The organism is Nitrospira sp. Nam74, assembly GCF_965152615.1.
Window position 1 is genome coordinate 3,351,838 of record NZ_OZ224220.1, and the last position, 16,908, is coordinate 3,368,745.

Annotated in this window: 13 protein-coding genes; 4 read left to right on the forward strand and 9 right to left on the reverse strand. The window is 54.6% G+C overall.

What is annotated here, in order from left to right; translation table 11 throughout:
- Positions 1-175: 175 nt before the first annotated feature.
- The 7 genes from prsR to ACWHYZ_RS15625 all read right to left on the reverse strand — a co-directional run bounded on the left by prsR (position 176) and on the right by ACWHYZ_RS15625 (position 9,076).
- Entirely contained in the window at positions 176-1,552 is a 1,377-nt protein-coding gene (prsR, locus tag ACWHYZ_RS15595) for a PEP-CTERM-box response regulator transcription factor (RefSeq protein ID WP_447983598.1), read from the reverse strand.
- Positions 1,549-3,648 carry an XrtA/PEP-CTERM system histidine kinase PrsK gene (gene prsK, locus ACWHYZ_RS15600; RefSeq protein WP_447983599.1) on the reverse strand — a complete coding sequence of 700 codons (2,100 nt, stop codon included), beginning with the start codon at positions 3,646-3,648 and terminating at the stop codon, positions 1,549-1,551. Before prsK ends, prsR begins: the two co-directional genes overlap by 4 nt.
- A 17-nt stretch (positions 3,649-3,665) precedes the next feature.
- Positions 3,666-4,832 carry a glycosyltransferase gene (locus ACWHYZ_RS15605; RefSeq protein WP_447983600.1) on the reverse strand — a complete coding sequence of 389 codons (1,167 nt, stop codon included), beginning with the start codon at positions 4,830-4,832 and terminating at the stop codon, positions 3,666-3,668.
- Entirely contained in the window at positions 4,829-5,458 is a 630-nt protein-coding gene (locus ACWHYZ_RS15610; protein WP_447983601.1) for an acyltransferase, read from the reverse strand. Before ACWHYZ_RS15610 ends, ACWHYZ_RS15605 begins: the two co-directional genes overlap by 4 nt.
- A complete protein-coding gene (locus ACWHYZ_RS15615; protein ID WP_447983602.1) occupies positions 5,455-6,201 on the reverse strand; it encodes an acyltransferase in 747 nt (248 codons plus the stop codon). The genes ACWHYZ_RS15610 and ACWHYZ_RS15615 overlap by 4 nt, the downstream gene beginning before the upstream one ends.
- 29 nt (positions 6,202-6,230) lie before the next feature.
- Complete coding sequence (locus ACWHYZ_RS15620; protein WP_447983603.1) at positions 6,231-7,367, reverse strand: glycosyltransferase family 2 protein; 1,137 nt, start codon at positions 7,365-7,367, stop codon at positions 6,231-6,233.
- A gap of 350 nt (positions 7,368-7,717) precedes the next feature.
- A complete protein-coding gene (locus ACWHYZ_RS15625; protein ID WP_447983604.1) occupies positions 7,718-9,076 on the reverse strand; it encodes a hypothetical protein in 1,359 nt (452 codons plus the stop codon).
- An 844-nt stretch (positions 9,077-9,920) separates the two neighbouring features.
- Between ACWHYZ_RS15625 and ACWHYZ_RS15630 the strand changes: the two genes are divergently transcribed.
- The 4 genes from ACWHYZ_RS15630 (at position 9,921) to ACWHYZ_RS15645 (ending at position 14,796) form a co-directional block, all read left to right on the forward strand.
- Entirely contained in the window at positions 9,921-10,520 is a 600-nt protein-coding gene (locus ACWHYZ_RS15630; RefSeq protein ID WP_447983605.1) for a hypothetical protein, read from the forward strand.
- Positions 10,513-11,394 carry a class I SAM-dependent methyltransferase gene (locus ACWHYZ_RS15635; protein WP_447983606.1) on the forward strand — a complete coding sequence of 294 codons (882 nt, stop codon included), beginning with the start codon at positions 10,513-10,515 and terminating at the stop codon, positions 11,392-11,394. The genes ACWHYZ_RS15630 and ACWHYZ_RS15635 overlap by 8 nt, the downstream gene beginning before the upstream one ends.
- A gap of 443 nt (positions 11,395-11,837) precedes the next feature.
- Complete coding sequence (locus ACWHYZ_RS15640) at positions 11,838-13,547, forward strand: hypothetical protein (protein WP_447983607.1); 1,710 nt, start codon at positions 11,838-11,840, stop codon at positions 13,545-13,547.
- Positions 13,548-13,572: 25 nt separating this feature from the next.
- Positions 13,573-14,796: an AMIN domain-containing protein gene (locus tag ACWHYZ_RS15645; protein ID WP_447983608.1), complete on the forward strand. Its 1,224-nt coding sequence runs from the start codon at positions 13,573-13,575 to the stop codon at positions 14,794-14,796.
- Between the two features lie 106 nt (positions 14,797-14,902).
- Here the strand turns inward: ACWHYZ_RS15645 and ACWHYZ_RS15650 are convergent, their stop codons facing one another.
- Both ACWHYZ_RS15650 and ACWHYZ_RS15655 read right to left on the reverse strand, forming a co-directional pair.
- Complete coding sequence (locus ACWHYZ_RS15650; protein ID WP_447983609.1) at positions 14,903-16,066, reverse strand: glycosyltransferase family 4 protein; 1,164 nt, start codon at positions 16,064-16,066, stop codon at positions 14,903-14,905.
- Positions 16,063-16,908 carry a class I SAM-dependent methyltransferase gene (locus ACWHYZ_RS15655; protein WP_447983610.1) on the reverse strand — a complete coding sequence of 282 codons (846 nt, stop codon included), beginning with the start codon at positions 16,906-16,908 and terminating at the stop codon, positions 16,063-16,065. Before ACWHYZ_RS15655 ends, ACWHYZ_RS15650 begins: the two co-directional genes overlap by 4 nt.

Consider the following 16,908-nt stretch of genomic DNA (forward strand, 5'->3'; position numbering starts at 1 on the left):
GGGGCCTTGAACAGATGTGACATGCCTGTTCATGAATACACGTGAAAATGAAACAAATCTCTACTTTTGTAACGGGGCAATTGAGGTTTGTCAAGTTATGAGCGGTATAATTGTCTGCAACGTCGAGTAGTGGACAGAACTCGCATCCCAATGTCACGTTTCGTCGAATAGCCCGCTACTGCAATTCGGGAATCCCCTTACTTTTGTCGAGACCATACTTGTGCATCGATTCATGGAGTGCCTGCCGGGAGATGCCCAATTCTTCTGCCGCGCGGGTCACATTCCCGTTGGTTCGCGCCAGCGCCTGGCGAATAAGGTTCTTTTCGAATTGCGAGCGCGCTTCTCGCAACGTGAGATAGGCGGCCGGTGCCGGCACGGCGGACAACTCCAAATCCACCGGCTGCAAGGTCGTGCCATGGGCCATGACCACGGCCCGCTTAATCCGATTCTCCAATTCCCGCACGTTGCCGGGCCAGGCATAGGCCCGAATCGCCTCGCGCGCTTCATCGGACAGGCCCGTGACCCGCGCGTTTAACTGCTCCCGCGACTTGAGCACAAAGGCCTGCGCCAGCAGCACCGGATCTTCTTCCCGCTCCCGCAACGGCGGCACCGCAATCTGTACCACACTGAGCCGATAGAACAGATCCTTGCGAAAGGTCCCCAGCTCCAAGGCCGCCGTCAGATTCATATTGGTGGCCGCCACGATGCGCGTATCCACCGCGATCGATTCGCGCCCCCCCACCCGTTCAATCTGTTGCTCTTGCAAAAAGCGCAAGAGCTTCACCTGCAACGCCAGCGGCAACTCGCCGATTTCATCGAGGAACAAGGTGCCCCCTTGCGCCAGCTCAATGCGCCCCTTGCGCTGCAGATGCGCGCCCGTAAAGGCCCCCTTTTCATGCCCGAACAGTTCGCTCTCCAATAAATTCTCCGGAATGGCGCCGCAGTTAATGGCAATGAAGGGCCCCTCTCGCCGCGGACTCTCACCGTGAACGGCCCGCGCCACCAATTCTTTGCCGGTCCCGCTTTCGCCGACGATCAGCACGGCTAAGTCCGAGGCCGCCACGCGCCGGACGGTCTCAAAGAGCTGCTGCATCGGCAGACTGGTCCCCAGGAGCCCTTGAAACCCTTCTTGCAGGGCCTGTTGCTGCAAGCGCCGATTGTCCTGCTCCAATTGGTAGACATACGCGGCCCGTGCCAAGATTAACTTGAGGGTTTCCAGATGCACCGGCTTCTGCATGAAATCGTAGGCGCCCCGTTGGATCGCCTGCAGAGCGTTCGCGCGCTCGCTATTGCCCGTCAGCACGATGACCTTCGTCAGACGATCCACCGCCAAAATCGCGTCCAGTAACGCCAGCCCCTCCACCGCGTCATCCGGCCGCGGCGGCAACCCCAAGTCCAGCGTCACCAGCGGCGGACGATCACGTTTCATATGGGCCAAGGCTTCGCGCGGAGTTCCAACGGGATGTACTGAGTAAACGTCCTCCAACGCCCACCGCAACTGTCCTCGGATTTCCTCTTCATCATCCACGATCATCAACCCTGGCTTTGTCATATCGCCTGTCTCCCCCCCGCTTCATGAGCACGAAGGCGTACCACAAATCTTGTGCCCTTCCCTTGCTCGCTCTCGACGGTCAATGTGCCACCATGGGCCTGTAATATTTTTCGGCACTGATAGAGGCCGATTCCTAGCCCTTTGCCTTTCGTACTCCGAAAAGGTCGGAATAATCCCGCCATGGTGGCATGATCCATCCCACACCCGTTGTCTTCCACGACCAACTGAGGAGCTTGCGCGGCGGTTTCCGTGCGCAGAATAATCCGGCCATTGGGCCCGACCGCGTCTTGCGCGTTTAGAATGAGATTCAGCACAACTTGTTGGAGTTGGTCGGGATCGGCTTCCACAAGAGGAACGGGTTGTGCTTGGCGAATCAGGGTGGCGCCGACCGCTCCATTGAATCCTTTCAACACCTCATCCACGAGAGTATTCATATCCAAGACATGCAATTTTGGTTTCGGATCACGAGACAAGGCCGCCACGGTTCCCATCAGCGCCGTCATTTTTCTCACCGTTGATCCCACCGTCACCATGGCCGCACGCTGAAAATCTTGTTTTTCACCATGCCGCTCGGCGTTCTGCACCACCAGTGATAGGGTTGCAATGAAATTCTTCAGGTCGTGGAGAAAAAACGTAGAGTACTGATAGAACGCCTCCATCTCTCGAGCCATGAGCAAACGTTCCGCCAACATCACGTGTTGGAGTCGGTCCGCCAGTTGGGTGGCGATACAGCGCAACAGATCTCGATCTTGAAACGAGTAACCGGTCCCGTCCGCATGCGATCCCAGTGCGACCCATCCGATTGCATGAGACGAGGCTTTCAATGGAATAAGAAGTACAGCCGTCGTCCGCTGAAGCTCATCCTCTAATAAACCAGGCAGGGTACCGTCATGCTGTCCGACCTCGAAAGGTTCCTGTTGCCGCTCCAGCCAAGCTTTGATTTCGCCCGAGTCATTCAGCCGTCCGGATGTCCCGGCGACGTGGTGCGCCGCCACCCTGCACCAGTGTCCTTCCCCCAAATCGCTAGCCATCCAGATGGCGAGCGTTTTGGAACCAAAAATGCCCTTAAACAAATCAACACTTCGCCAGGCAATCTGGTCCGGCGTCTGCCCCGAACCGACCGCTTCTGTAACCTCTAACCACCGAGTCCGGTAATCGTACTTGTGAGGAAAGAAATGCCGCTCGACAAAGCGACTCATGCCATGGCGAACATGTGCTGACAACAGTACGAAAATCAATCCGGTCACGGCGAGCAACACAAAAAGTGCGCTCAACACCATGCTGCCGGACAAACCGGACGCTCGAATAAATGAGGCAATCAGCCCGGTCCCGATCAAGACGCCACCGACCAGGAGAAAACTGAGTGAACCGGCGATTACTTTTCTAGAGATGTAAATCTGAACGTCGGGAATGGGCCGATAGAAAAGCCCATAGCCTATGAGCAGGCAGGCTGCTCCCGTGACGATGCCGCTCAACCACGCCAATTCCGGATGCCACACGGAGAAAAGGAGCAGGTCAGACATTTGATAGAGAAAATACATGCTGAGCAGGCCTAAGCCTACCACCGGAAATTTGATGTACCAACGGGCCTGATCATCGGCATGGCGAAGGGTTTGTTCGAGATTGGCAAGGATCACCGCTTGCACCATTAAGTACAAGGCAGCATAGATGTGGCCGGTTGGACCGAGCCTCACGGTCATTGAGTCCGGTACGGCGAGTCCAAACAGTCGGTCCGACCCCACGAACCCTAGAAAGAGTAACGTCAGAAGGCCCGAGGCGAAGAAGGTCGGCTTCCACTCCTCTAAAAGTTCAGAGGCATTGGACCGGGCAAAGGCGACGCTGAACGCCAGCCATCCGAGGGGCATCAATATTTCGCCGACCAGCGCCACCCGTCTCCAGTACAAGAGGTCTTGCCCGGATTCCGACAGCAGACTCATTCCATTTCCGAATTGGGTGACGGCCAAAGCGATCAAGGCTGTCGTAAGAGCCCAGTGTACGGTCAATCGCTGCGCACGAGCCATCACGAGCAGGCCCAATGCGACACACAGGGCGGCTGCTCCTAACGACAACACCACCGGCAAGAATGACTCGTGCATCAATGTTCGACTCTCTCTTATTTCAACGCCGACGAATGGGTAGCGGCATCGTCAATTCCATATCGCACAGACGACAGGCCATGCTCGTATACCGTTCTGTATGCGTTCACCGTGCGGTGAAAATGATAGTGCTCGCGCACGAACGCCTGCCCGCGTCTGCCCAGATATGTTCGTTCACGGCCATCTTCTACTAAAGAGGCTAGGGCACATTCCAATGCCTGAGCATCTGCCGGTGAGACGAGCAGACCGGTCTCTCGGTGACTGACAATGTCGGGGATTGAGCCCACTGCGCTGGCCACAACCGCCTTGCCGGCCGCCATGGCCTCTAGAATCGATAATGGAACCCCTTCTTTGAGCGAGGGCAACACGAACACGTCGCACGTGCCGAGTAGCGCAGCGATATCGTCTCGCGCACCTAGGAACTCAACCGCTCCATCAATCCCCAAGGCCTGTGCCTGCGCCCTTAAAGCGGTTCCAAGGCTGCCAGCTCCCACAATCAACAGTTTCGCATGTGGATACCGGCGGTGTAGTTGATGAAAAGCCGCGAGGAGAATGTCATGCCCCTTTTCGGCCTCCAATCGCGCGACACAACCGATGACAACATCCTCGTCGCTCCAACCGAACTGTTCACGTGCGACACCCGCAGCGTTCTGGAATGCCTCGACGAGGACGCCGTTTCGTATGGTTTGAAGTTTGACGGAAGGAATGCCGATCCGATCGCGTAAGAATTGGGTGACCGGATCGGACACCGTCGTAATATGGTCGGCGAACCGACCGAGGAGGCGAAAGAGATGCTGCGTTCTGGGCTTCATCAAGCTGTGAGAATCATGCTCGGTGTGTACCACTTTCGCTCCGGCCAGTTTCGCCGCCAGTCCACCGCACAATAATTGCCCCAAATGGTGGGTATGGACGACCTGCACGCCGTTCCGACGCAGTTGCCAGGCCAGCCTAACAATGAGGGGCAGATCTATCGCCCTCCGACGTACATACGCATAGGAAGCGATGCCGTCGGCAGCGAGCAATTCAGCAAGCGGGCCACCCCGTGCAATTCCATAGAGTGAGCAGGCATAACGACCGGTCGCGTTAAGAGCGCGAGCAAGCCGCCAGGCTAACACTTCCGACCCGCCAAGACAGAGCGCATACACGATTTGTGCTATTTTGATCGGCGGGTCCGTGCGATTCATGTGTAGATGACCGTTTCGCGATCGGGAGCGGTGAGATACTTCACCACCCGCGCGGGGTTTCCCGCTACGACTGCCCATGGCGGCACATGCCCCGTTACCACAGAGCCGGCGCCGACGACGGCATGCGCCCCAATGGACACGCCTTTCAAGACCATGGCACCGGCGCCTATCCATACATCAGGACCAATCATGACTGGTTTTGTGACTCCTTCGGTCTGCCATCGATGTCGGCCCGCACTCTCCACGGCATGAAAGTCGGTATCGAACACCCGCGCATCGGCCAGTAGACAATTTTCCGCCACCTCGATCCGTTGGCAACACCCTAACCGCGTCCCGTGTAATACCACACGATGGCCGATCTGAATGACGGCCTGCGGAGAATGCGTATAGGGTGTCACCGGGGCAAGTCGAGTCGCCACAATCGTACAGTCATCGCCGAACACGACGGTTCCCGGTCCTCGAATATCCAATCGCCCGGCGACCCGGAAATTTTTTCCGAAGCGTACGCGTTGTCCACGGAGACGACATTGCAGACGGTAGTACCATCCCCTGGCTAACATGCCGGCGGCACTCAGCGCTCCTAACGGGTTCCGCCAGCTCTGAGTGATGGCCTTACTCCACCTCATCCAACTACACCCATGCCATGGGCCACTTCAGAGGGCCGGGCGACCGGTGTCCGCGACTCGTCCAACTGCTTGACGACCTTTGCCGGATTCCCCGCCACTACCGTGTACGGTGGAACATCCTTCGTGACCACGGCCTGTGCGGCAACAACAGCCCCATACCCCACACGCACACCCTTCAGAATAGTCGAGCCTTCCCCAAGCCAAGCTCCATCCTCAATCCATACCGACTTGACCTCCTCAATAGGAGGCGGCGCATGGCGCATGCGGGCCGCGGGGTCGATAGGATGACTATCATCGCCCGCGATAAAGACCCGATTGGCGATCAAGACATGCTGTCCAATATGAATCCCGCGACCTGACACCATCGTCACCTGGTATCCGAGGTAACTGTCGTTTCCAATTTCCACGACCGGATTCACGACCAGCTTTGACCCGACAATAGTCATCACGCCGCAGAGGGTCACATTATTGCCTACGCGCAACCGCACGGGATTTCCCATCAGCAGCGGCAGACCGCCACTGATGCGCAGATTTCTTCCCACCCGCTCGCATCGGGTCTTAAATAAGGGTTCGTAGTAAGCGACTCGCAAACACGTCTGCCAGAACGAACGGCGCAGGCGACGCTCTTCATACAGAACGTGATGAAGACCAGGAATGACCGGCATGTGGATCGCCCGCAGTCGTTTAGCCCATTCGTACAATCGCGCATACACCGGGGTTTCCCGACGGCGCACTTTTGCCATGAAATGCTCAAGCCATTGCATCGAACCGCTTACCGCTGCACCTTATGCCATGTCACGGATTGTCGACCAAGCAGGTAGCGCCACAGGCCAAAAGCCGCGGCCATATTCACCGCACAAAAATAATACGGCACATATACGGGCATCCAGCTTCGTAAAGTCTGACTCAACCATCCACACAGGGCGAGACCATAGAACGCAACCTGAACGGCTAACACGAGCGCCATCATGGGACTCTGCCGAGCCGCAAACGCCGATCCCAGGGCCACAAGAAGGAACACCGGCGCCCACCAGCGGAGCAATTTATGAGAAAAGAGTTGCCAAGCGACAGTGGGTCGAGTGAAAGGATTGACCTGCCGACGGTACCGCCACAGCGTTTGATAGCCTCCGGCTATCATTCTAATCTTCCGACGAAACTCTGCCCGCACATCGGGAATGACGATCTCGACACCAACGGCGGTCGGTTCATACACGACCCGCTGACCTTTGGCCACCACGCCCAACGCCAGCGCAAAATCGTCCGTAATGGCATCGGAAGGAAGCGGAGCGAAGAGCGCACGACGAATGGAAAACAGTGCGCCATCTGGTGCGACCATGGTCAGCGCGTGGCTTTCGCGTTCATAGAGCCACCGCTCATATTTCATGTAGAGGCCCTCGCCCAACGGCTCCTGGCTGCCTTCAGCCTGTAAGGCGACATTGCCACAGACAGCACCGACAGATACGTCAGCATAGCGCTGCACCAAGGTGCGCAAGGCATCGGGCTGTGGAAACACGTTGGCATCGGTGAAGACCAGAATATCGCCGGTCGCTTGCGCTACTCCACGATTGATCGCCGTCGGTTTCCCTTGACGTGAAGAGTAGGCGATGACCGTGATGCGGTTTTGATACCGATGTAGTAGATCGGCGGTCTGATCAGTGGATCCATCGGATACGGCAATGATTTGGACACGGTCGGCCGGATACTTCCATGCGAGTGTATTTTCAATTTTGCGAATAACCCATCGCTCCTCGTTGTGGAAAGGAACAATCACAGATACCATCGGCAAAGCTGACGGTGACTGACCAGGGTCACGCCTCTTCCGAATCAGCAACAATAGAGCCGGGTAAATGACATACGTGTAGGACAAGCCTGAAACTGCCACCGCAAAAAGAAGAATGCTAAGAGACATCGTGCACGTCTGGCCAATCTAACGCACTAAGCAGAGAATTCCGGCCGCATCTTTACAAACAAGTCCTCATGCCACCATCAGAAAAAATCCCGATCTCGTGAAGGGCGTTGTGAACGGCTGATGTCGCAAACGTCCGACAGGAGCGACGCGCAACTCGGCGATAGGAATGACGTCAGGGTACAACGGACTGGAGCCGGTCGCAGTCACTGCCCAGTCCTCATCCATCAGATCGTCAGCAAGCCCTCACGCTGTACCTAGTCTCTGCATGGACGTCTGGAGTAGAAAGAACAATGCTCCCACGATCATGGCGATAGGCCACCATTATCGAGATCAGTCAGTATCGTTGAGAATTACTTCAAGACAATTGCAGCCTCAGCATTTCTCAGTCGGAGTCTGTTTGTCGGTTCACCCACAGTCCCGTTCGATCGAAGCACGCGCATTGGGCTAGGGAGGGTCACTATGACGGCGGCGCCTTCTTCAAAGTCGATACAATCCCAAAAGTCTTTGGGCCGCACAAGCACGAGCGCGTTCGTGTACTCCCGGCCATAGATTTTATAATCACACCGGCGACCATCACTGTTGGAAGTACCCGCCTTTCCTTCCTGAAAGAGCGTCGTCTCGTTCACTGGTTGACCAACATCCACTTGATAGGCGGGCAACCATTCTTGCGGATCCTCTGAAGGTCGAAGGTTTGAGTTACTGCATAGTGAGAGGTTGAAGTAGACCTTGCCTGATGATCCAACCCGTTCTTTGATTTGATAATAGGCGGCGAGCCGCCACACACTCCAGCGATCCCGCTCCAAGTTTCCGGTGTAGCACCAGTGACCCTCCGCGTCGATTACGGCTCCCGCATCCAGCAGTTGTTTTGTAAAAGCAAGATACTCGGCATACTGATACCACCCCGCCCACGCCAATGGTTGATGCATGAATTCCGTGCCGGTCCCTTGAGCTGCGAGCTGCTGTTGTTTGGCTAATGGATCGAGCATGTAGCTAGCCTGATTGAGGAGCAGAAATTTCCCCTTGGCTTTAGCACTTGCTGCCAGCTCCGCCAGCCATGTCACCATGTCGTTCTGATATTCCTGAATGAGGAAAGGATCCGTTGGAGCGCGCCCTTCATATTCTACAATTCCTCCTCCCCCTACGATCTTCGTTTGGCCATTCGTCATGCCTACCACCGTGGGGAAATCAGGCGCATGCGCATCGAGAAAGAGACCCTGTACACCATCCAGATCATTCATCAGTCGCTGGATGTTCCATTGACGCGTCTCGGGATCTTTTAGATTGAAGGCAAAATAGCGGTCGTTCCAGACAAGAAATTCGAACCGATGACCTGCCGTTATGGTGAGCCCTTGTTCCCCCATGTCCCGACTCTTTAACTTCAGCGTCGTCGGCGCGCTGACATGTAGGACCCGCGACTCGGGCAAGGCACGCGACTGCTCGTTCACAAAGTCATAGTGGTCCAGACGATACTGAAATACAGCCAGTGTCGGGTTACACCGGCGCATATCCTCGATATAGGGATCCTTGGCACTTTTCCCCTCGATTAAGTCAACTCGTCCTGCCAACCATTGGCGGTCCCTATCCTTTGTGAATTCATTCGACCAATAATACCCACGGGCAAAGTCGCTGATGGCAATGTGATCCCAATGAGGCGACTCGGCTCGCGGAGAAAGAATAGATGGAGTGGGATGGCCGGCCCCATATGTCAAGGTGCTGTTATTGTGTCCGGGCGGCTGATTCGTAGTGCCCTGGAGGCCTGGCTGCGGTGCCCCTACTCTAACGGAAGGCTCTCTAGAACATCCTTCCGTTGAATAAAGGCTGGCGCAGGAAATTAGTCCGGCCGAGACGGTAAGCGCGGACGCTAGGATGAAAATCACACGAGACACCATGAGACTGACTGGTATGGATGACATCTTCTAAGTACTTCTACGTTAAGGGATGCCACCAAATAGTAGCCGGCAAGCTAAATGCTCGATACGTTCCGCTCTTCGGGAAAGAAAGCTATATCATGCGCGTTAACAAGTGTGCGCATTGAGAGACCATAAAAAGTCCTACACCATAACGGCGCGTACGAAGGTTTCCGGAATAACGTATGAGATAGCACAATCGTGACTACGAGGAATGCGCCCGGTTATACATGGCGGAATTCGCTTCTTGCTTATCGTGTTTCATCGACAATCGACAGAACTAGTGGAAATACACATCTTATTTACGATTTTCTTTCGAAAGAGACTATAAGATGCACGTATATCGACGGTGTAGGCCAAATAGTATGCCTGCGTACCCGCAACATGTGCTGCATCCTTCCAGGCGTATTAGGTTCAAGGCGTCAACCTCATCTCTCTGGAAACATGGATCATCTGGGAAATCTTTACGAGCGCGCCTGCTTTTGCTGAGGTATTTCGGGCCCGCGCGGATCAATTAAGCTTGAACGTTCCCCTCGCAGACAATGGCTCGCAGGTAAGGTAAAACCCGACGTAGGTTTTCGTTTATGATGACTTATTTACTTCAGCATTTATGAAAGAGTCGTCCGCCAAAGGTGGGGAGGTCCAAATGAGCGCCGATATGTCGAGCTGTTTCGTAAAGGAGCTGCCGGTCTTTTGCAGTCGAGCCGACAAGCCGACAGAACATGAACGGCCATTGGTGTCCACACTATTGATTTATCATAAAGGCCAAGCCTACCCGGAGGCACGGTGGATACCAATCCCTTCTATAAGAAGGCTACTGACCAAACTGGGCGGATACCACCAGTATAGAGGAAACCCACGGTCCCTGGCCTATATGAACGAGCTCATTCGCTGCCAAATGGGAACTGTCGATCTTGTGCCTAGGCACGATCTCTCGCTTCTTTCACAGGTATCCACCTTTGAACAAATCGTTCTGCTTTGGCCTGATGCCAATGGAATGGGATGGTTCGACATTGAGCGCCGAGTATTTAATGGAAGGAAAGCTGGCAGCCGTGTGTATGTTTTAAACGGACGCAGACGGTTTTTTGAGCTTCCGAGGAAACAATGGAGACTGTTTAGATTCAAGCGGTTCATGGAAAAGACATTTTTACTTGAGTTTGTTGTCCTCTTCTTGTTTCTACTGACCGCTCCCGTAATGGCGCTCTGGGATAGCGTGTCCGCACGAATGGGAGAGCTGTATGACTGAGGTAAAAGAGAAGCGACACATTAAGGACTGGTGGGCAAACCGCCCCATGACATATGGACAATTGCATGGTGAGCCCGTTTACCAGACAGAGACGGGCGAGTGTATAGCAGTAGAGATGGGGAGCCGTGAGTTTTTTGAGCAGGTCGATAAGACGTTTTATAGTTGGACCCAGGGATTTCACACTTCGGAAGGCCATTTCGCCGGCCTGTTTCCCTATGAGCGTTATCGCAACAAAAAAGTGCTGGAGATCGGTTGTGGTATGGGAACCATGATCATGAACTGGGCAAGGCAAGGAGCTGAGGTGACCGCGGTCGATCTCAACCCGGTGTCGATCACGCAAACAAAACGCCGTTTTGAGATTCTCGGGTTGACAGGCGATATACTGGAAATGGATGCCAATTCCCTTCAGTTTCCCGATTCATCCTTTGATTATGTATATTCTTGGGGAGTGTTGCATCATTCTCCGGATCTTTCTCGATCTATTGCCGAACTTGTACGTGTTCTCAAACCCAACGGTGAATATGGCATCATGCTCTATAATCGGGCGTCAGTTTACTACTGGTACCTGGTCAGATACCTCGAAGGATTTCTCCATGGCGAGTCGAAGTTTGTTGATTCGTTAGAACTTGTCAGCCGTTATACCGATGGCGCGGAGCAGGAAGGAAATCCTCATACCTGGCCAGTCACAAAGCGAGAGATGAAAGCACTTTTGGCCCCATCATCTTCGAAACTTCAAATCTATGCGATGGGGCCGGTGGAATATGCCTTTCCACCGAAAATAGCATCCTATCTTCCCTCACGCTTCATTCGAGCCTGGGCAAAGAGATGGGCCTGGAGCCTTTACATGAAAGGGGCTAAACGAGGTCCGTACTAAAATCCCAATAAGGCTCGCAATAAGTGGATTAAGCAGAGTTTGCAACACTTTTCCATCAGAGGGGCCATCGCGGTCGAATACGTCGGTAACGTCTCGTCTACGTCCTGCTCTGCTTGATTATCCCCACCCTAAGCTCTGAAAGATGGAATAACTCTTTTGCCCGTTGGCTTCTCTTTTAACATTCCGAGCGCCAGATTGTGAATGAATGTGCAGATTTGTACGTGATGGTCCTACATGAGGTGGCGTTCAAACCCGTGTTTGAAATTCCTGCCGTATTCCGTCAAGCCTTTCACCCATAAGCCTTCAGCAAAAAAATTATCCGCTATACTAGTTAGGTACATGCACGTACTACATAAGTGGTGGTCCATCTCTTGCTCAATCCTACATAGTCGTAGCGCAACCGGAATCGATTCAGACGTGTCGATTCACAAAAGGAGCGAGCAATGGAAATGAGACCAGCTATTCATCGGACCTTACCGCCGGCATTCAAGGCAACGCTGTTTACTCTACTGATCAGTGTGGTGTTCATGTCATCGGGGGTTTCTGAGTCCATCGGGCAAAGTACGATCGCCAGCCCCGCATCGCAAAGCTCGCATTGGAGCCATATCAACATTGCCGACTTCGGGCGAGCCCTTCCGTACCAGGGGGACGCGTCGATCCGAGCAGCGGCCTATCAGTGGTTTGGGCAACACGTCGATCTGGCAGAAGTCACCGGCAATGCCACCGATCTCCGTTCAACAAATCCAACCATGCGACTTTTTATTTACCAACTGGATCTCTCCACCTTTGCCAACACCGATTCCGCCAACTTGCCGGAAGAATACTTTCTACACTTTTCTGAAGACACCGAAATGCAATTTCGTGGGCTTGATGGAAGCGCCATTTCAACGGCCACTATTACCGGGTGCCCGGTCACACAGCCCGTCAATCGCAATTGTCGCGTCCAAACTTACATCTGGGCGGATCGACGATACGTCTTCAATTTAAAAAGCGCCGCATTCCAGGATTGGAAAGCCACACAATTGCTGAACAGCATGGGCCGTACGCTGAACGGGGTCTTCCTTGATGAACATGGCCCCGGATTTGTGCAGCCGCTGAGTTGGGGCAGTCAGGCGGTGGTCCTCAGCGGCGGAAGGATTCGTGAGTTGAATGACCTTAGGCCGGGGTCCTCAGGAGATGCACTGGATCAAGACTACAATACAGCCATGGTGGCGTGGCTCAACTATCTCCGCACACGTTTCCAGCAGGCAGGAAAATTCGTCATGCTGAACCCGGCGACCTATATGCTTGACCCGATGGTCATTGATCAGATTAAAGCCCTGCAAGGCGTGAGCACGGAATTCATGCATCGGCCGGATTCATGGGCTGGTGCGTATCAATACCAAGACTTTATCAATGTCGTGAAGGACGTCTCATCAAGCGGAGGAACCGTGGACCTCCACGGAACCTGGTGCTATACGGGACCGTCCGGCTATACGAGCGGTAACTACGCCTCTGCAGAAGCACGATATCGAATGTGGCGATTAGCCAGTTACTATCTACTGAAAGAGGCGGTCGGAAGTACGGGCATTGTGTATTTCGATCTGGCGTTATGCTCGAATTCCACCGTGAGACCCTTAGAAGACGCGAACGAATGGATGGCTGCCTATCAGGTAAACATTGGGCAACCTGTGGGCGACAGTTATGTGCACCAACAAGGTACAGCAGGAATCGCATCCTCTGACCGGCGTCAGTGCGAATATAAGATCTTTGGACGCACGTATACCAATGCGCTGGTGCTTGTCAGGCCCAAGGACATGTGGGATTGCACCGATTACGGCAACGGAAGCGCGGCGGTCGTCACACTACCTGCACCGGGATACGTGCTGAGGGAAGACGGGTCTCTTTCGGCTCCGAGCACCACGGTTACGGTGCGGAATGCAGAGGCCGTGATCGTATACGGAAATTCAACCGCTCCGTCGAATACCGGTTCAACAGCATCTAACGTCGTGGATACACCTATGCAGAGCCTCGCACCGGCCACCACGACGCCGACTACCACCATCACTCCTACGTCTTCCACGTCGAAGTCCCAGTCGTCGACGAAGCCGTCCAAAGAAAAATCAACCGGCTTGCTAGGCAAGCTCAAGGATCTCATGCAGCGGGTCAAGTAGCAATGGATGTCAAACAGGTGACTACATGAAGTGTTTCCTACGCTTGTCTGCTGTCCTTTTGGCCGCCCTGATTCCGTCCACTGGCTGGACAGCCTCTATTGACGATCGGGGAACTAAATCGTCACCTCGCACACTGACACACGTTGAGCTCCAACAGGGAACAAAGGATGCAACGGTCCTGATTCAAGGGGATGGCCTATTTTCGTACCGCATCCGCCCCCTCACTACCGACCGGGTGATTGTAGATCTGACCAATGTTTCTACAAAGCTCGGCCATGCCTTCGAATTTAACGACCCGATCGTGAAACAGATTCGCATCGGTCAACATCCCAATGCGCTTCGCCTCGTGATCGATCTTCGACAACCGGCACTATATTCAGTTCACGAAGGGAAAAACACACTATCGGTCGTACTTACTCCGAGGGTCGACTCCAAGCAACCGCTTGAGGCCGCAGTTGCTGCTGCGCCGCCCCTGGATCTTCCTGGATCATCGTCACCAGTCAATCCAGCAAACTTTTCAGGCCAGTCATTAGGGCAAGAGCAGGTTAATCACCAGAGGATTGCGGCCTCTGAGGTAGACCGCAACGTGATCGATCCACGTCCACGCCAAGACGTACGGAACCGAGCAGCCGACCGTAGGATCGTGGATCAGGCACCAATCTCGTCGCCCACGGAGCGTTATGTCGCTGCATTTGGCGGTTTTTCTTTGGCACAACGGTTCACGAATGTTCATGGGCTCGGCGAGAACGCGTCGGTGAAATTAAGCGAGCTTGCCTTAAAGGGAACCGGCATTGGTGGACTAAAATTAGGCTTCTCCCCTGGCGGCGCCAAGTGGATTGCCCTGGAGACAGAAGTCTTCTACGCCTCTCCACACATTAAGCAGCAAAGCATTACAGCGACTGGAAGTAGTGGCCCAGCGCCGCCCGAAGACTTTCCCGGTTCTCGTGTTCGGATGGCTACCTGGGCGTTCAATTGGATACTCCGATATCCTGGTGAATGGATTCAACCGTATGCGGGCGCAGGGCTCGGTATATTTTGGGGGCGCGTGGCTGACCCAGGGGGAACATCATCCGCCGACACGAGTCCTGGGCTGAACGCGCTCGCCGGCCTACGGCTCAAAGTGGGACAGCATCTCGTCTTGTTCAGCGAATACAAATACAATCGAGCGAGTTTTGATTTCAGCAACGCTGACTTACATGTGCTCTACCAGGCGCACTATGTCACCGGAGGGTTGGGCTGGTCGTTTTGATGCAGTAGCGCACGATGTCGCCAAGGTCGTTTTACTGGCTCCCTTGCATCACAGGTCCATTCACTTTGGCGTGGTTTATCTCCGCTGATGTGCTTCTAGCGGCGCTCTATTCACAGCATACGTTTTTCGATTGCACAGACGTTGTGCTCGGCGAAGATGGCATCGTGACCTGTTGATAGACCGCTAACATGTGCTCCGCACGACGCCGTGAAGAGAACTCTTGAGAGACATGACGAGCTCCGACCTCACCGAACTCCATTCGAAGCGCGTGATTCCTCAGCGCTTCCACTTGCGCCGCCGCCAGAGCATCACCGTTTCCAGGCCGTACTAACCAGCGGGCGAGTTCACCGGTAAGCACTTCAGGAATGCCACCCGCCCGGGTCGCCACAACAGGCTTGCGATGGAGCAAAGCCTCCAGAAGCACGAGTGGTATGCCTTCACTCAGTGATGGAATAACCACAAGGTCAAGCGCCGTAAACACAGGCGACATGGCGCAATGATAACCTCCAAAATGGACGCGCTTTTCCAGGCCTTCGGCACACACTAGCTTCCGTAGCGACGCCTCTTCCGGGCCTTCGCCCACCAAGACCGCATGTGCGTTCGGCACTTCTTTTAGCACGCGTTTAAAAGATTGGATGAACACTGCGTGGCCTTTTTCCGGACTGAAGCGTCCGATCACCCCCACGAGCACATCATCCGGATCGATGTGCCAGACCTTCCGTAATGTGTCCCGATCCGCATTGAGCTGATAGTCATGTGCATCGACGGTATTGGCAATCACGGTCATCCGTTCAGCGGGAATGCCATGGGCCTGAAGAAATTCCGCCGTAGCACGCGACACCGCGACAATCCGGTCCGCGCGGCGCAGAAGCCATCGGTCTAAGCGGTTGTAGAGTGCCATCCGGCGGTTCTCACTCGTATAGCCCTCTGCTAAAGCCACCCATGGAATACCCTTGAGTCGACGCAGACACCATGCGATGAGCGCCGACTTATAACCGTGGGATTGCAGAAGGGAGACCCGATGGCGGCTGATGATGCTCGAGACCCGCCGAAGAAGAGCCGGATCGTACCGCCCTCGTTGAGACAGGACTTCCACGCAATGCCCCCTTCGCTTCGCTTCATCAATCGCAAGCGACGAGCGGTATTCGGCAAGAAGAAACATCCCGAGCACAAACTCAACCCCCCACGGCTTCGTGTGCTCCACCAATTGAAACAAACTTCGGCAGGGCCCGGTGAGTTCACTGGATGCGGTTAAAGCCAGAACTTTCATACAGTAGGATTTGACTTGATGAGTGATGCGCGTACGATGGACGTAAATATTTCCCGGCCCCAGCGGTTGCGTCCCAACAGTTTCGTGCCTCGAATGGGAATCAACTGTAACTTGTCCACCTGAAACCCAGAGGCTCGTACGAGTCGTTCAAATCGCGCGATAGTCATCCGATTGAGGCCCCCTTCCACGTCCTCAAATCGTCTCGCCCCATCCGGACGATATCGTGCCCGTAGAGCTAGAATTGTCTCTTCTTTGAAGAGCACATGGCTCCACGGCGGCACGCCCATGAACGTCAAATGAGAGCCATAGGGATGCCACCACGGTGGACCGAACGAAATGTGCGCCGTTCCACCAGGCCGCAGCAGGGACCGGATTTGACCGAGCACCGCTTCAGGGTCAGCATAATGCTCAAATCCATCGATGGAGACAACTACGTCGATCCGTTCCTTCAATGATGCCATGGCAGCCGCATCCGTGGCATTGATAAACACGCAGCGTTCCCCAACCTCTTCTTGCCGAGCCAGCGTACGGGCGGCCAGCAAGACCGATTCCCGAATATCCAGCCCAATCGCGGTACCGACACCGGACTTCGCGAGTGATACCACAGTCTGGCCATATCCACAGCCGTAATCGACAACGGTGCATCCTTTCACTGATCCGCTGAATCCTGTGCCGAAAAGAGAATGGAGTCGTGGAGTATCATCGACACGTATCCCTGCCGATTCAGGTGCGGGCGTATCTGTTTCAGCCGGCGGACTCGCACATCGTTCGAGAAGCCAGCTTCCCAGTTTCCCGCCGAGCAGCCCTTGAAACGGCATGGTCGAAGCCTCAGACATCGGCAT

Bases quoted from the DNA above. Each gene is read 5' to 3' on its own strand.
- ACWHYZ_RS15635 (WP_447983606.1), top strand. From the start codon at position 10,513: ATGACTGAGGTAAAAGAGAAGCGACACATTAAGGACTGGTGGGCAAAC.
- ACWHYZ_RS15610 (WP_447983601.1), bottom strand. From the start codon at position 5,458: ATGAGGTGGAGTAAGGCCATCACTCAGAGCTGGCGGAACCCGTTAGGA.
- ACWHYZ_RS15655 (WP_447983610.1), bottom strand. From the start codon at position 16,908: ATGCCGATGTCTGAGGCTTCGACCATGCCGTTTCAAGGGCTGCTCGGC.
- ACWHYZ_RS15605 (WP_447983600.1), bottom strand. From the start codon at position 4,832: ATGAATCGCACGGACCCGCCGATCAAAATAGCACAAATCGTGTATGCG.
- ACWHYZ_RS15645 (WP_447983608.1), top strand. From the start codon at position 13,573: ATGAAGTGTTTCCTACGCTTGTCTGCTGTCCTTTTGGCCGCCCTGATT.
- prsR (WP_447983598.1), bottom strand. From the start codon at position 1,552: ATGACAAAGCCAGGGTTGATGATCGTGGATGATGAAGAGGAAATCCGA.
- ACWHYZ_RS15615 (WP_447983602.1), bottom strand. From the start codon at position 6,201: ATGGCAAAAGTGCGCCGTCGGGAAACCCCGGTGTATGCGCGATTGTAC.
- prsK (WP_447983599.1), bottom strand. From the start codon at position 3,648: ATGCACGAGTCATTCTTGCCGGTGGTGTTGTCGTTAGGAGCAGCCGCC.
- ACWHYZ_RS15650 (WP_447983609.1), bottom strand. From the start codon at position 16,066: ATGAAAGTTCTGGCTTTAACCGCATCCAGTGAACTCACCGGGCCCTGC.
- ACWHYZ_RS15620 (WP_447983603.1), bottom strand. From the start codon at position 7,367: ATGTCTCTTAGCATTCTTCTTTTTGCGGTGGCAGTTTCAGGCTTGTCC.
- ACWHYZ_RS15630 (WP_447983605.1), top strand. From the start codon at position 9,921: ATGAGCGCCGATATGTCGAGCTGTTTCGTAAAGGAGCTGCCGGTCTTT.
- ACWHYZ_RS15640 (WP_447983607.1), top strand. From the start codon at position 11,838: ATGGAAATGAGACCAGCTATTCATCGGACCTTACCGCCGGCATTCAAG.